Genomic DNA, 14,344 nt, shown 5'->3' on the forward strand with positions numbered 1-14,344 from the left:
TTATTCCTTCCGGCTCGCCAGCGCGTTCACCGCCGCCACGGTGATCGCCGAGCCCCCAAGCCGCCCCTCCACAATCACCCAGGGCACCGGGTTTGCCTGCGCGAGCGCGGCCTTGCTCTCGGCCGCGCCGATAAAGCCGACGGGGCAGCCGATGATCGCTGCCGGGCGTGGGCAGGCCGGGTCTTCGAGCATGTTCAGCAAATGGAAAAGCGCCGTCGGCGCATTGCCGATCGCCACCACCGCGCCGGCGAGCTTCGGGCGCCACAACTCAAGCGCCGCCGCCGAGCGGGTGTTTTCCATCTCGCGCGCCATCTCCGGCACGCGCGGATCTTGCAAGGTGCACATGACCTCGTTCTTTGCGGGCAGCCGCGCGCGGGTGATCCCCTCGCTCACCATCCGCGCATCGCACAGGATCGGCGCGCCCGCCTCAAGCGCGGCCCGCGCGGCAATCGCCATGCCCGGCGCAAAACGCACATGGCGCTCCAGCCCCACCATCCCGGCGGCATGGATCATCCGCACCACGACCACCTCCTCTTCGGGGGTGAAGCGGGCAAGCTCCGCCTCGGCGCGGATCGTGGCGAAGGATTGCACGTAGATCTTCGCGCCGTCCTTCTCATAGGTATGGGGCATTGCGGGTCTCCGGGTCGGGTTGGGCGCTCATAGCCGCTCCTGCAAGCTTGCCGCAATCGAATTGCGGCGGGTCTGCCAAAGCCCGGCCTCGGCGAGGCGGCGGAAGAGATCGCGCATCGCGGCAAGCGCTTCCGGGTTGGCGGTTTCCAGAAAGGCGGTGACGGCATCATCGCCGAGCGTCGCCTCGTGATAAAGGTCAAAGAGATGGGCGGGCACGACTTGGGCCAGATGGGCAAAGGCGGCCATGTGGTCGAGCGTCGCGGCAATTTCGGCGCCGCCGCGAAAGCCGTGCCGCATCATGCCCGCAACCCAATCCGGGTTGGTGGCCCGCGCCCGCACCACGCGGGCGATTTCCTCGGGCAGCGTGCGGGCGCGCGGGCGAGAAGGATCTGTCGCGTCGAGGTGGTAAAGCGCGGGCGTTGCCGCGCCAATATGCGCGAGCGCGGCGGCAAAGCCCGCCTCATGGGCGGCGTAATCCGAGGCCAGCAGCAGGTCGGATTCGGGCAGATCCTGCGCATGGACAAAACTGTCCGAGGCCATCAAGCGCGCTTCCAGCCCTTCCCGATCGGCGCGAATCTCGCCTTTTTTGTCAATGGCATAGCTTGAGGCGGCCAGCCATGCCTCGCCCGCCGCCGCGCGCGCCTCGGGGGTGAAGGCATCCAGCGCCGCGCCCATGCCGAGCCCGTATTGGCCGGGCCGGGGCCCGAACACGCGCGGGGCGGGGCGGGCATAGGGGTTATCCTCAAGGCTTTCCTCGCGCGCGGCGAGCGCTTCTGCCCCGGTCTCGAAAAGCTGGGCGAGGCCCGGAAAAATATCGCGAAACAGGCCCGAGACGCGCAAGGTGACGTCGATCCGCGGCCGACCCAACAGGGCGAGCGGGATGACCTCAACGCCCGAGACCCGCGCCGCGCCCTCGTCCCAGACCGGCTTCAGCCCCGCCAGATGCAGCGCCATGGCGAATTCTTCGCCCGCGGTGCGCATCGTGGCCGAGCCCCAGAGGTCCACCACCAGCCCTTTCGGCCAGTCGCCCTGATCTTGCAGATGCTTGCGCAACAGCTCCTCGGCAAGCTTGACGCCCTGCGCATGGGCGGCGCGCGAGGGCACGGCGCGCGGGTCGACGGCAAAGAGATTGCGCCCGGTGGGGAGCACATCGGCGCGCCCCCGCGCGGGGCTGCCCGAGGGGCCGGGCGGCACGCGGGCGCCTGAAAGCGCCGCCCTGAGCCCGGCGCGCTCCTCCGCGCCGCAGGCGCCCTGCCCCAGCACATGCAACCCCTCGCCGAACTGGCTTTCCTTGATGTCGCAGACAAAGCGGTCAATCCGGGTGATTGCCTCGGCGGCAGAAGCCTGCGGCGGGATGCCCAGATCCGCCTCAATCCCGCTCGCGCGGGCCTCGTCGCGGATATCGGCAATCAGCCGGTCACGCCGCGCCGGGTCGAGCCCGTCGGCGGTGGAATATTCGTCCAAAAGCCGCTCCAGCCGGGTCATGCCCTCGGGCACCACGGCTTGCGCGAGCGGCGGCGGCAGATGGCCGAGCGTCACGGCGCCAAGGCGGCGCTTGGCCTGCGCGGCCTCGCCCGGATCGTTGACGATGAAGGGGTAGATCACCGGTCCTGTCCAGAGCGCCTCGGGCCAGCAGGCCTCTGAAAGCGCGACCGCCTTGCCGGGCAGCCATTCGAGCGTGCCATGCGCGCCCATATGGGTGAGCGCATGAAGCCCCTGCGCCCGCAGCCAGAGGTAAAAGGCCACATAGCCGTGGCGCGGCACGCGCGAGAGGTCGTGATAATCGTCCTCGCGCGCGCGCACCTCGCCACGCTCGGGCTGCAGCGCGATCAGCGCCGCGCCGCGCGAAAGCGCCGCAAAGTGAAACGCGCCCGCGGCAAAGGCGGGGTCATCCTCGGGCTGCCCCCAGGCCTCGGTGAGGGCCGCGCGCAGGCGCTCGGGCAGCGTTTCAAGCGCGGTGCGGTAATCAGCGAGCGGCCAGCTTTGCCGCTCTGAGGCAAGCGCTTCAAGCTCGGCCCCGGGCGCAATCGCATAGCCTTCAGCGGCGAGTTCGACCAACAGCGCCTCGGTCGAGGCGAGCGCATCAAGGCCCACCGCATGCGCCATCTGCCACGATCGGCCGGGATAGGTGGAGAGCACCACCGCCACGCGGCGCGCAGGCGCGGGCGTGTGAGCGAGCCGATGCCAGCCGGTGATGCGCTCGAGCGCGGCTTCCACGCGGCCCGGATCGGCGCGGTGGGCAAAGCGGGCATATTCGAGATCGGGGTCGCGGGGTTCGGGCGCCTTGAAGGAGATGACCCCGGCAAAGAGCCGCCCGTCCACCTCCGGCAGCACCACATGCATGGCAAGATCGGCGGGCGAAAGGCCGCGCTCGGCGGCCTCCCAGTCGCGCTTGCGCGCGGTTGAAAGCGCGACCTGAAACACCGGCACATCGTAGCGGTCAAAGGGGGTGGTGCCGTCGGTGCCCTGCGCCGAGAAGGCGGTGGCGTTGACAATCAGCGCCGGGTGGCGCGCGCCAAGCGCAGCCTCCACCGCATCGCCGAGCCCCTCCGCCTTGAGAGACCCCGCAAAGAGCCCGCAGGCGGCAAAGCCGCGCGCGCGCAGCCCTGCGATCAGCGCATCGACGGGTGCAGTATCGGCGGCGGTGAGATAGGAGCGGTAAAAGGAGACAAGCGCAAGCGGCCCCTCCCCCTCGGGCGCCGGGATCACCCCCTTGGCGGGGTCGTAAAACCCCCAGTCCGGCAGGCGCTTGTCCCCCGGAACGGGGGGGGCATAAAGGCCCGAGGCAAGCGCAAGCTGCGCCAGCGCCGCTTGCGCAGCCACCGCGCCGCCCGCGTCGCACAGCTCTTTCAGGCGCCGGAGCGTCGAGACCGGGAGGGTGGAAAGCGCGTCGAGCCGTTCATCGGCGCGGCCATCCGCGGGCAGCACCGCAAGCGCAATCCCCTTGCGGCGGCACAAATCCTGCACCGAGGCGAGCCCATAGGGCCAGTAAGCCTCGCCGCCGATCAGCCGGATGAGAATGCCTTTCGCGCCCGAAAGCGTGGTCTCGACATAGGTATCGACCGAGATCGGGTGGCGCAGCGCCACCAGATTGGCGAGCCGCAACGACGGAAGCCCCCCCGCCGCGCGCTTCCAGCCTGCCGCAAAAGCCCCAAGGTCGCTGTCCGAGAAGGACAGCGCCACGAGGTCCGCCGGGCGCTGACCAAGATCGGTCGGCACCTCGGTTTCCTCAAGCCCGTGGCTTTCGCGGAAGACGACATGCATCAGGCGGCAACCCCGGTCATCAGCAGCGCGCGGATCGCGTCTTCGTTCACATCGTCATGCTCGGCAATGACCACAAGCGCCGAGCGGCGCGGCCGCTCGCCCCAAGGCTGGTCATATTGATGGCGCACCCGCTCGCCCACGGCCTGCACCAAAAGCCGCATCGGCTTGCCCGCCACCGCAACATGGCCCTTCACCCGCAGGATATTGTGCTCCCGCGCGAGCCGCTCGATCGCCGCCACCAGCGCGGCGGGATCGGCGATTTCGGGCAGATCAATTACCACCGTGTCGAAATCGTCATGCTCATGCTCGCCGTGATCATCGTGATGGCTGGGGCGCGCGGCAAGGTCATCCTCGGCGGCGGCATTGATGCCCAGCACCACGAGCGGGTCGATCACGCCTTCGACCATCGGCAGAATGGGCAGCTTGCGCGGCGCCTCCGCCTCGATCGCGGCGCGCGCGGCGGCAAGCCCCGCCTCGCCCGCGAGATCGGCCTTGGACAGGAGCACGAGATCGGCGCAGGCGATCTGATCCTCGAACACTTCGGAGAGCGGCGTTTCGTGGTCGATGCTGTCATCGGCCTGCCGTTGCGCATCGACTGCGGCCTCGTCGGGGGCAAAGCGGCCCGCCGCCACCGCCTCGGCATCGGCCACGGCAATCACGCCATCGACCGTGATTTTCGAGCGGATCGCGGGCCAGTCGAAGGCCTTCAGGAGCGGTTTGGGCAGCGCCAGCCCCGAGGTCTCGATCAGGATATGGTCCGGGCGGTTGGGCCGCGCCATCAAAGCCTCGATGGTCGGGATGAACTCATCGGCGACGGTGCAGCAGATGCAGCCGTTGGCCAGCTCGACAATGTTCTCGTCGGGGCAGTTTTCATCGGCGCATTGGCGCAAGATCTCACCATCCACGCCCACAGTGCCAAATTCGTTCACCAGCACGGCAAGCGTGCGCCCGCCGGGGTTGGCCATCAGGTGGCGGATGAGCGTGGTTTTTCCCGCGCCCAGAAAGCCGGTGATCACGGTGACGGGAATTTTGGTCAGGTCCGACATGGGCTACTCCTCAGGGGTCAACGCTTGGGGCGGGATGCGCGCAAGGCTCTGCTTGCGGAAAATCTCGGGCCGCGCGCGCCAGGGCACGAGCCCGTCGGCGCTTTGCGCGTAAAGCGCGGCGCCCTCAAGCACGGTCGCGGCATCTGCGGGGCCCAGCCGGCCATAGACATAGGACCATTTGCCGGGGGCGGAGAGCGCGACAGAACAGCCCTGCGTGCAGGCGGAAAGGCATTCCACGGGGACGATCCGCAGCCCCTCGGGGCAATCGAGCCCTTCGAGCGCCGCATGAAGCGCCGCGCCGGGGCGGATCTCGTCTTCGGGCACCTCACCCGCGCGTCGGCAGGTGGTGCAAACATGCAGTGTGGCGACCATCGCCCCTCCTTGATGGGTCTGGGGGAACGGCCGAAGACGGGCAAACGCCCCTCCCGGTCGCGGCACACCCCGTCCGCCCGAAACACATGCGCTGGCAGGTCTCCCGGCTTGCGGATGCGAGGGAAATCCCTCACGGTCGCCCCCCCTTCCCGGCCCCCTCTCGGGTCTGCCAGTGGTGCGGGGCGCCCTCTCCGGTCACGGTCGCGGGGGCGGCTGCGTTCGGCTTTTGTCACCTTTCGGTCGCAAAGCCTGTCGCATTCCCTCTTCGCCTGTCATAGGACAGAAACCAGCGCCGCTCCTGAGTGGGCGAGAGATAGTGCATTGTCAAGCAGGAGGCCGCCGCAATGACGCCCGAAACCGACCCCGCCCCGCCGCATGACGCCGAAGACACGCCCGAGGATCTGGCGCGCCATGCCGCGAAAATGGCCAAGAAGAAGGCCGCGCGCGACAAGATCATGGCGGGAAAATCCGGAGAAAAAGGGCTTGTGATCGTCCATACCGGCGCGGGCAAGGGCAAAAGTTCGGCCGGGTTCGGGATGATCCTGCGCTGCATTGCGCATGAGATGCCCTGTGCGGTGGTGCAGTTCATCAAGGGCGCCTGGGACACGGGCGAACGGCGCCTGCTCACCGAGCATTTCGGCGCGCTGTGCCAGTTCCATGCGATGGGCGAGGGCTTCACCTGGGAAACACAGGACCGCGAGCGCGATGTGGCGGCGGCGCGCGCGGGCTGGGAAAAGGCGAAGGAATTGATCCGCGACCCGGCGATCCGGATGGTGCTTCTGGACGAGATCAACATCGCGCTGCGCTACGAATACCTCGATCTGGCCGAGGTGCTGGCGTTTTTGCGCGACGAAAAACCGGAGATGACCCATGTTGTGCTGACGGGCCGCAACGCCGCGCCGGAGCTGATCGAGGCGGCCGATCTGGTGACCGAAATGACGCTGGTGAAGCATCCGTTCCGCGCCGGCATCAAGGGCCAGCCGGGGGTCGAATTCTGAGCCGAAGGCCGGGGGCGCTGCCCCCGGACCCCCGGGATATTTGGGGCAAGATGAAAGACCACGTTAAGGATCTGTTAACCATGTGCGCGCAGGCTGAAAGAACGGTACAGGGAGGGATCCCGATGACCGTGCAAGGTGAAAGCGCCGCGCCCTCCCTGCCTTGGCAGGCTTGGGTGCGGTGCAGCGCGTCTTTTGCAGATGCGGCTTTCAGCTTGCTCCCAAATATCCCCGCCGGAGGCTCCCGCAGCGGCAACAGGCGCGGAGGCCGGCCATGAGCGCGATCATGATCCAGGGTGCGGGCTCGAATGTCGGCAAGTCGATGCTGGTGGCGGGGCTGTGCCGCGCGGCGCGGCGGCGAGGCTTTTCGGTCGCGCCCTTCAAGCCGCAGAACATGTCAAATAATGCGGCCGTGACGGCGGATGGTGGCGAGATTGGCCGCGCGCAGGCCTTGCAGGCGCTGGCCTGCGGGCTGGAGCCGATGGTCGACATGAACCCGATCCTGCTCAAGCCGGAAACCGATGTCGGCGCGCAAGTGGTGGTGCAGGGCAAACGCCTCACCACTACGAAGGCGCGCGATTATGCGGGCCTGAAGCCGCAGTTGATGGGCGCGGTGCTGGAAAGTTTCGCGCGCCTCAAGGCGGCGCATGATCTGGTCATTGTCGAGGGCGCGGGGAGCCCGGCCGAGGTGAACCTGCGCGCGGGCGACATTGCCAATATGGGATTCGCGCGCGCCGCCGATGTGCCGGTGGTGCTGGCGGGCGACATCGACCGCGGCGGTGTGATCGCGCAGATCATCGGCACGCAGGCAGTGCTCGACCCCGCAGATGCTGCGATGATTTCCGGTTTTATCATCAACAAGTTTCGGGGCGATGTTTCGCTTTTTGACGACGGCTACCGGCTGATCGAGGCGCGCACCGGCTGGCGTGGCTTTGGCACGCTGCCGTGGTTTTCCAAGGCGCATCTGCTCCCCGCCGAAGACGCGCTCGACCTTGGCTCGGGGCGCACCGAGGGTGGCCTCACCGTGGCCTGCCTCGCGCTCTCGCGCATCGCCAATTTCGACGATCTTGACCCGCTTGCGGCAGAGCCCGGGGTCGACCTTGTGATGGTCACGCCGGGCCAACCGATCCCGGCCGCGGCGCGGCTCGTGGTGATTCCGGGCTCAAAATCGACGCGCGGCGATCTTGCCTTCCTGCGCGACCAGGGCTGGGACATCGACCTCGCCGCGCATGTGCGGCGCGGCGGCCATGTGCTTGGCATCTGCGGCGGCTATCAGATGCTGGGCCGCACCGTCACCGACCCCGACGGCATCGAGGGCGCGCCCGGCACCACACCGGGCCTTGGTCTCCTTGACGTGGAAACGGTGATGACACCCGACAAGCGCCTCACCCGCACCCGCGCCACCCATGCCGCGACCGGGCTCGCCGTCGAGGGCTACGAGATCCATATCGGCAAGACCGAAGGGCCGGACCGCGCCCGCCCCTTTGCGCTGATCGACGGGGCGCCCGAGGGGGCAATCTCTGCCTCGGGGCGGATCATCGGCAGCTATCTGCACGGGATGTTCTCGGCGGATGCGTTCCGGGCGGCCTTTCTCGAAAGCCTCGGCATCCGTGCCTCGGGCCAAAGCCATGCAGCCGGGGTCGAGGCCACACTCGAAGCGCTCGCCGACCATATGGAAGCGCATCTCGACGTCGCGGGCCTGCTCGCGCTCGCACGCTAGCGGGTCTCCCATTCAGTGGTAAGGTTCGCCTGCCAGCCTGCGCGGTGCAAAAGCGGCGTGTCATCGGTGAATTCCGGGGTGCCGATGCAGAGCCAGGCGGTGAATTCCCACTCGGGCGGGGTGCCCAGGAGCCGCTCGATCGCGCGCGGATCAAGCACCGAGACCATGCCGAGGCCAAGGTTTTCTGCCCGGGCCGCCAGCCAGAGCGTGTGGATCGCCATGGCGGTCGATTGCTGCAAGGTAACGGGCATGGTGGCGCGGCCCAGCCCGTGCCCGGCCTGCGGATCACGATGGGTAAAAACGGCAAGCTGCAACGGCGCTTGGTCGATGCCCTGCAGTTTCAGCTTTGCATAGGCCGCGGCCTGGTCATCGGCGTAAACGGCCCCGGCCTCGGTCCGGGCCGCCTCGAAATTCGCAAGCACCGCGGCGCGGATTTCGGCGCTCTCGACACGCAGCACCCGCCAGGGCCGGGCATTGCCGACCGAGGGCGCCATATCCATCACCGCCCGCAGACGTTCGACCACCTCTTCGGGGATCGGATCGGGGCGGAAATGGCGCACATCGCGGCGCCAGCGCAAAACCTCGGTCAGCGCCTCGCGGTGGGTCTGGTCAAATTGCATCGCTCAAGGCCCTTTCCAGCCGTTTCCATTCGGATTCTGCCCCCGGCAGGCCCAGCCGCAACCAGCTTGGCGAATAGGGGAAGATCCGGCTCCAGATCTGCGCGCGCGCCAGCCGCTCCTGCGCCGCCTGCGCCTCGGGCGTCGCGTAAGTGCGAAAAAGGGCGGTGCCCCCCACAAGCGCCCAGCCTGCTGCCGCGGCGATGGCATCAAGGCGTTGGGCCTCTGCGGTGAGCCGCGCCGTTGTCGCCTCGGCCCAGGGGCGGTCGCGCAGCGCGCGGGTGCCGGTTTCAATCGCGGGGCCGGAAACGGGCCACGGCCCGGCCATGTCTTCAAGCCGCGCCACCGTGGCGGCATCGGCAAAGGCAAAGCCGAGCCGCAGCCCCGCAAGGCCATAGAACTTGCCAAAGGAGCGCAGCACGATGATTTTGGCCCCCGCTTTCGCCGCGAGCGAGGTCTCGGGCGTGGCATCGGCGAAGCTCTCGTCCACCACCATGCGCCGCACCTGCAGGCCAAGCGCACGCAACGCCTCGGGGCTCGTGCCCCGGCCATCGGGGTTGTTGGGGTTGACCACCACGGCAAGATCGGCCCCCGCAAGGGCGCGCAGGCTGGTCACTTCCTCGACCTCCCAGCCTGCGGCGCGAAGCGCGGCCGCATGCTCGTTGTAGGTCGGCGCCAGAACCCGGGCGAGGCCGGGCGGCGTGAGCCGGGGAATGAGCTGGATTGCCTGCTGCGCCCCCGCAAGGGCGACGCCCGGCGCCTGCGTGCCAAAGGCCGTCTGCGCCGCGGCAATCAGCGCCGCCTTGGCCGCTGCGGTGGGCAGGCCGGTCCAGGCTTCGGGGGTCAGCCGCGCGAGCGGATAGGGGACGCGGTTGATGCCGGTCGAGAGATCGATCCAGTCGGCGCCGCCGAACCGGGCCTTGGCCGCATCGATATTGCCACCGTGATCGCGTCTCATGCGAAGCTCCACAAAAGCGCCACAAGGGCAATGAGCAAAATGGCCCCGCCCATCGCACGGCGATAAAGCGCAAGGCCGCGGGCAAGGGTTTGCGGCACGGGGTCCGGGGCGGTGCCGTTGAGCCAGGGCTCCGTGGCCACCCGGTCCCCATAGATGCGCGGCCCGGAGAGCCGGATGCCAAGCCCGCCCGCGAGCGCCGCCTCGGGCCAGCCCGCATTGGGGGAGCGATGCGCGCGGGCATCGCGCCGCATCACGGCCAGCGCCTCGCGCGCCTTGGCTCCGGCGGCAAGGCCAAAGAGCAGGCCGGTGAGCCGCGCCGGGATCAGGTTCACGAGGTCATCGACCCGCGCGGAGGCCCAGCCAAAGCGCTCATAGCGCGCGCTGCGGTGCCCGATCATCGAATCGAGCGTATTGATCGCCTTGTAGGCGGCGATGCCCGGCAGCCCGGCGACGCAGCCCCAAAACAGCGGCGCGATGATGCCATCCGACGAATTCTCGGCAAGGCTCTCGAGCGCGGCGCGGGCAACGCCGGCCTCGTCAAGCTGCGCCGGGTCGCGGCCCACGATCATGGAAACCTCATGGCGCGCCTGTGCGAGATTGCCCGCCAGAAGCGGGCGCGCCACGGCGGCCACATGATCATGCATCGAGCGCAGCGCGACAAAGGGCCAGGCGAGCAGCCCGCCGAGCAGGATTCCAATCCAACTCTGCGGCAGAAGGGTCTGAAGAAGAATGGTTATTCCAAGAACCGCCCCGATCACGACCGCGGCCGCGGCCACGCCCATCAGCCGTTGCGCCGCGCCGCCGTTCCAACGCACTTCCAGCGCGGCGATCAGCGCGCCAAGCCAGGTCACCGGATGGCCGATCCTTTCATAAAGCGCGCCCGGCCAGGAGAGCGCCAGATCGAGCGCAACCGCCACCAGCATCATCGCCGCAAAGTTCATCGCGTGCCCCCCCTGAGCCGCAAGATCCCGCGCCAGCCCGCCGCGCGCAAGAGCGCTTCGGCGCCCGCGGGAACGGTGCCGGGGGCGAAGATGAGCCCGCGCGCGGCGCCAGTATGGGCGCGCATCCATCCAAGCGCGCCCAGCCTCGCGACGAGGGCCGGGGCACTCTCCGCGCCCGGACCGCGCAGGCGCGAGGAGCGCGCCGCACTTTCCGAGGCGAGTGCGGCAAGCTCGGCAAGCGTCGCGCCCGCCTGCCAGCGCTGCGCGAGGTCCAAAATATCGGGGAAGGCATCGTCCTCGGCCTCGGTCCGCGTCGGGGGGCCGTCAAATCCGCCGAGAATTTCGTGGCGCGGCAAAGGCGGGAGCGCGGCCAGAGCCCGTCCTTGCCGCGAGGCCCACAAGAGCCGGTCCGGCGCAGCGAACATCAGCGGATCAGAGGCGCCCTCGGTGGCGATGCAGGCTGCGGCGAGATCCGCCGGGGGGCGTTCCAGCCCGGCCAGCCGGGCCAGCGCCAGAAGCGCCGCCGTGGAAACGCCGGTGCCGAGCCCCGGCACCACCGCGGGGCGCAGCACCACCTGACCAAAGAGCGCGCCCCCGAGTCGCTCCAGAAACCGGCGCGCCCGCGCCGGGCTCAGCCCCGCCCCATGAAGCGCGAGCCCCGGACCCGGGCGGTGCCAGGCCTCGACACCCAGAGCGGGCGCCGAAAGCGTCACCAGCACCACCGGCCCCTCGGGCCCCATCCGGCCCTGCAACCATTCGCCGAAATGACCGGGGATATGAAGCGCAGCCCTCATCCGAAGGTCCGGTTCACATGGGAGATCACCCAGTGCCCGCCCGGCAACACCCGAAGCCCGGTGAGCGAAAGCGGCGCAATGTCAAAGGCAAGCGCCGCGGGAAGATCTCCGATGGCGAGGGCCAGCGCGGCGCGGACAACGCCCGCATGGGCGACAACAGCGGTGCGCCCGCCCTGCTCTGCCAGCTCGGTCAGGGCCGGAAAGACGCGGGCGCACTGGTCTTCGAAACTCTCGCCCGCAGGCGGGCGGTGGCGGGCAAGGTCCGCCCGCGTCATCGCCCCGATGTCGGGCAGATCGGCAAAGGGCACCCCTTCCCAGGCGCCAAAATCCTGCTCCCAGAGCCGTTCGTCCAGATCCGGCGTCAGGCCCGGAAACACGGCCGCGGCGGTCTCGCGGCAGCGCAGCGCCGGGCTGGCCACCAGCCGCGCCGCGCCCACCGCCGCGCGCAACGCCGCAAGCGGCGCGGGGCCTGGAAGGTCTGCGGGCACGTCGCGCCGCCCCGCGAGGCACCCGCCGTTGCGCGCCGGCGCATGGCGGATCAGCAAAAGCTCCGCCCCCGTCGCCTGCGCTGCTTGCGCCTCCGTCGCCCCGTTCCCGCCCATGGTCGCATTTCTCCTTCCGGTCCGGCGCCCTTTCTGCTTTGTTGCCGCGCAAGGAACAAGAGGCAAGGTCCACGCCCCCATGGCACGCATCCTTCTGGTCACCGGCGGCGCCCGTTCGGGCAAGAGCACCCATGCCGAGGCACGCACCCTCGCGCTGGGCCGCCCCGCCCATTACATCGCCACCGCCGAGATCTGGGATGAGGAAATGGCCGCCCGCATCGCTTTGCATCAGGCGCGCCGCGGCCCGGAATGGACCACCCATGCCGAACCGCTTGACCTTGTAAAGGTGCTGCGCGCCACTGACGACGCCCCCCGCCTCGTCGATTGCCTCACGCTCTGGCTCACCAATCTGATGCTGGGCGAGCGGGATTGGGAGGCTGCGGCAAAGGCGCTTCTTGCCTCTCTCCCCGATCTTGCCGCACCGGTCGTTTTTGTAAGCAACGAGGTGGGCCTCGGCATCGTGCCCGACAACCGCCTCGCCCGGGACTTCCGCGATGCTGCGGGGTTTCTCAACCAATGGGTCGCCGCGGCGGCGGATGAAGTGATCTTCACCGTCGCGGGCCTGCCAATGAAAGTGAAATAAGAAAATGCTGCAATTCCAATCCTATGCAGAGTTCGCCACGCTGGTTGACCGGCTTCCCGTCGCCGATGAGGCGATCCGCGCCGAGGCGCGCGCGCGGCAGGACAACCTCACCAAACCGCTTGGCTCGCTGGGCAAACTCGAGGATGTGGCGGTGCATTGGGCGGCCTGGCGCGGCACCGTGAAGCCGACGATCACCAAGGCGCAGGGCATTGTCTTTGCGGGCAATCACGGCATCTGCAAACTCGGGGTGAGCCCCTTCCCGCAGGAAGTCACGATCCAGATGGTGGCGAATTACGAGGCAGGCGGCGCGGCGATCAACCAGCTTTGCCGCGCCTCCGGCGCCGATCTGACCGTGGTCAAGCTCGACCTCGACCGGCCGACGCAAGATTTTACCCAGGGCCCGGCGATGGACGAGGCGGAAACGATTGCCGCGCTCAACGCGGGCGCCGCGGCGGTGGACGAGAGCGCCGATGTGGTGTTCGTGGGCGAAATGGGGATCGGCAACTCCACCGTAGCGGCGGCGCTCGCCGCGGCGGTCTTTGGCGGCACCGGCGCGGATTGGGTCGGCCCCGGCGCGGGCTCGGACCCGGCGGGCATCGCGCGCAAGACCGCGGTGATCGACAAGGGCCTTGCGCTGCATTCCGGCCTTGGCGGCATCGAAACGCTGGGCGCCCTTGGCGGGCGTGAAATCGCCGCGATGTGCGGCGCAGTGCTGGCAGCACGGGCGGCGCGGATCCCGGTCATTCTCGACGGGTTCATCTGCACCGGCGCCGTCTCCACGCTCTTCAAGGTCGATCCGCGGCTCCTTGATCACTGCATCGTCGGCCATGCTTCGGCCGAGCCCGGCCACCGCCGCATCCTCGCGGCGATGAACAAGGTCGCGCTGCTGGAAATGGGGATGCGGCTCGGGGAAGGCACTGGCGCGGCGCTCGCGCTCTCCGTCGTGCGTGCGGCGCTTGAGTGCCACAACGGCATGGCGACCTTCGCCGAAGCTGGCGTGAGCGAAGGCCAATGAGCGCCCTCGGGCAGACCGGAAAGGGCTGGGCGGGCCAGCGCCTCACCGAAGCCTTGCTGGCCGTGGTGATGCTCACGCGCCTTCCCGCCCCCCGTCTGCCCGACCCGGCCCCGAGCCTTGCCGCGGCCTCTTGGGCGTTTCCGCTCGCGGGGGCGCTGCTCGGGGGGCTCACCGCGCTGGTGCTGGGCCTCGCGCTCGCGCTCGGGCTACCGCCCGCGCTGGCGGCGGGGCTCGCGCTTGCCGCGCAGGTGATGATGACGGGCGCGCTTCATGAGGACGGGCTCGCCGATTGCGCCGATGGGTTTTGGGGCGGGCACACGCGCGAGCGCCGCCTTGAGATCATGCGCGACAGCCGCATCGGCTCTTATGGCGTCACGGCGCTTGTGCTGGCGCTCGGGCTGCGCTGGCAGGCGCTCGCCGTTCTCGCCGCTGCCGGGCCGGGCCTTGCCAGTGCCGCGCTTGTCGCCCTGGCCATGGCAAGCCGGGTCGCCCCGGTGGCCCTGATGGCCACGATGGCTCCCGCGCGCGACAATGGCATGGGCCACCGCGCCCGTGGCGCAGCACCTGCGGCCCTCGCCGTGGCGGGAGCCCTCGGCCTGTCCGGGTTCGCCGTCCCGGGCCTGCCGATCCTTGCGCCCGGCTTCGCCGGGGGGCTCGCCGCGCTCGCCGTGGCGCGGCGAGCCCAAGCCAAGCTCGGCGGGCAAACCGGGGATGTTCTTGGCGCCTCGCAGCAATGCGCCGAGCTGGCGGGCTGGTGCGCGCTCTGCGCCGCCCTTCTGTGAGCCTCCGCACGCCGCGCGCCCAGCC

At 69.3% G+C, this 14,344-nt stretch carries 14 protein-coding genes and 1 riboswitch; of the genes, 5 read left to right on the forward strand and 9 right to left on the reverse strand.

The window, feature by feature from the left end; all coding sequences use genetic code 11:
• Genes CRO22_RS04895 through CRO22_RS04910 form a run of 4 tightly spaced genes read right to left on the reverse strand, consistent with a single transcriptional unit; the run spans position 1 to position 5,312 of the window.
• Positions 1-630 carry a precorrin-8X methylmutase gene (locus CRO22_RS04895; RefSeq protein WP_097069007.1) on the reverse strand — a complete coding sequence of 210 codons (630 nt, stop codon included), beginning with the start codon at positions 628-630 and terminating at the stop codon, positions 1-3.
• Positions 631-657: 27 nt separating this feature from the next.
• Positions 658-3,894: a cobaltochelatase subunit CobN gene (gene cobN, locus CRO22_RS04900; RefSeq protein ID WP_097069008.1), complete on the reverse strand. Its 3,237-nt coding sequence runs from the start codon at positions 3,892-3,894 to the stop codon at positions 658-660.
• Positions 3,894-4,940: a cobalamin biosynthesis protein CobW gene (cobW, locus tag CRO22_RS04905; RefSeq protein WP_097069009.1), complete on the reverse strand. Its 1,047-nt coding sequence runs from the start codon at positions 4,938-4,940 to the stop codon at positions 3,894-3,896. The genes cobN and cobW overlap by 1 nt, the downstream gene beginning before the upstream one ends.
• 3 nt (positions 4,941-4,943) lie before the next feature.
• Positions 4,944-5,312, reverse strand: a complete 369-nt coding sequence (locus CRO22_RS04910; protein ID WP_097069010.1) for a DUF1636 family protein — start codon at positions 5,310-5,312, stop codon at positions 4,944-4,946.
• Between the two features lie 76 nt (positions 5,313-5,388).
• Positions 5,389-5,618, reverse strand: a riboswitch (cobalamin riboswitch).
• Positions 5,619-5,656: 38 nt separating this feature from the next.
• Between CRO22_RS04910 and cobO the strand changes: the two genes are divergently transcribed.
• Both cobO and CRO22_RS04920 read left to right on the forward strand, forming a co-directional pair.
• Entirely contained in the window at positions 5,657-6,310 is a 654-nt protein-coding gene (gene cobO, locus CRO22_RS04915; RefSeq protein WP_097069011.1) for a cob(I)yrinic acid a,c-diamide adenosyltransferase, read from the forward strand.
• A gap of 271 nt (positions 6,311-6,581) precedes the next feature.
• Positions 6,582-8,027 (forward strand): cobyric acid synthase, encoded by a 1,446-nt coding sequence (locus tag CRO22_RS04920; protein WP_097069012.1) that lies wholly within the window; start codon positions 6,582-6,584, stop codon positions 8,025-8,027.
• On the opposite strand, the gene bluB is transcribed toward CRO22_RS04920, so the two are convergent.
• Genes bluB through CRO22_RS04945 form a run of 5 tightly spaced genes read right to left on the reverse strand, consistent with a single transcriptional unit; the run spans position 8,024 to position 11,939 of the window.
• Positions 8,024-8,647: a 5,6-dimethylbenzimidazole synthase gene (gene bluB, locus CRO22_RS04925; protein WP_097069013.1), complete on the reverse strand. Its 624-nt coding sequence runs from the start codon at positions 8,645-8,647 to the stop codon at positions 8,024-8,026. The two genes, CRO22_RS04920 and bluB, sit on opposite strands and share 4 nt — an antisense overlap.
• Positions 8,637-9,602 carry a threonine-phosphate decarboxylase CobD gene (gene cobD / locus CRO22_RS04930; RefSeq protein ID WP_097069014.1) on the reverse strand — a complete coding sequence of 322 codons (966 nt, stop codon included), beginning with the start codon at positions 9,600-9,602 and terminating at the stop codon, positions 8,637-8,639. Before cobD ends, bluB begins: the two co-directional genes overlap by 11 nt.
• On the reverse strand, positions 9,599-10,543 hold the full coding sequence (gene cbiB / locus CRO22_RS04935; RefSeq protein WP_097069015.1) for an adenosylcobinamide-phosphate synthase CbiB: 945 nt from the start codon (positions 10,541-10,543) through the stop codon (positions 9,599-9,601). The genes cobD and cbiB overlap by 4 nt, the downstream gene beginning before the upstream one ends.
• A complete protein-coding gene (locus CRO22_RS04940; protein WP_097069016.1) occupies positions 10,540-11,337 on the reverse strand; it encodes a propanediol utilization protein in 798 nt (265 codons plus the stop codon). The genes cbiB and CRO22_RS04940 overlap by 4 nt, the downstream gene beginning before the upstream one ends.
• Positions 11,334-11,939: a histidine phosphatase family protein gene (locus tag CRO22_RS04945; RefSeq protein WP_097069017.1), complete on the reverse strand. Its 606-nt coding sequence runs from the start codon at positions 11,937-11,939 to the stop codon at positions 11,334-11,336. Before CRO22_RS04945 ends, CRO22_RS04940 begins: the two co-directional genes overlap by 4 nt.
• Positions 11,940-12,018: 79 nt before the next feature.
• Here CRO22_RS04945 and cobU point away from each other — a divergent pair, with 79 nt between their 5' ends.
• From cobU to cobS, 3 genes are read left to right on the forward strand one after another with little or no spacing between them, the layout of a single operon-like run.
• Complete coding sequence (gene cobU, locus CRO22_RS04950) at positions 12,019-12,522, forward strand: bifunctional adenosylcobinamide kinase/adenosylcobinamide-phosphate guanylyltransferase (RefSeq protein ID WP_097069018.1); 504 nt, start codon at positions 12,019-12,021, stop codon at positions 12,520-12,522.
• 4 nt (positions 12,523-12,526) lie between these two features.
• Positions 12,527-13,537, forward strand: coding sequence for a nicotinate-nucleotide--dimethylbenzimidazole phosphoribosyltransferase (gene cobT, locus CRO22_RS04955; protein WP_097069019.1), 1,011 nt, complete (start codon positions 12,527-12,529; stop codon positions 13,535-13,537).
• Complete coding sequence (gene cobS / locus CRO22_RS04960; protein WP_097069020.1) at positions 13,534-14,319, forward strand: adenosylcobinamide-GDP ribazoletransferase; 786 nt, start codon at positions 13,534-13,536, stop codon at positions 14,317-14,319. The genes cobT and cobS overlap by 4 nt, the downstream gene beginning before the upstream one ends.
• The last annotated feature ends 25 nt before the right edge of the window (positions 14,320-14,344 follow it).

It is taken from the genome of Rhodobacter maris, from assembly GCF_900217815.1.
Classification (GTDB): Bacteria; Pseudomonadota; Alphaproteobacteria; order Rhodobacterales; family Rhodobacteraceae; genus Rhodobacter; species Rhodobacter maris.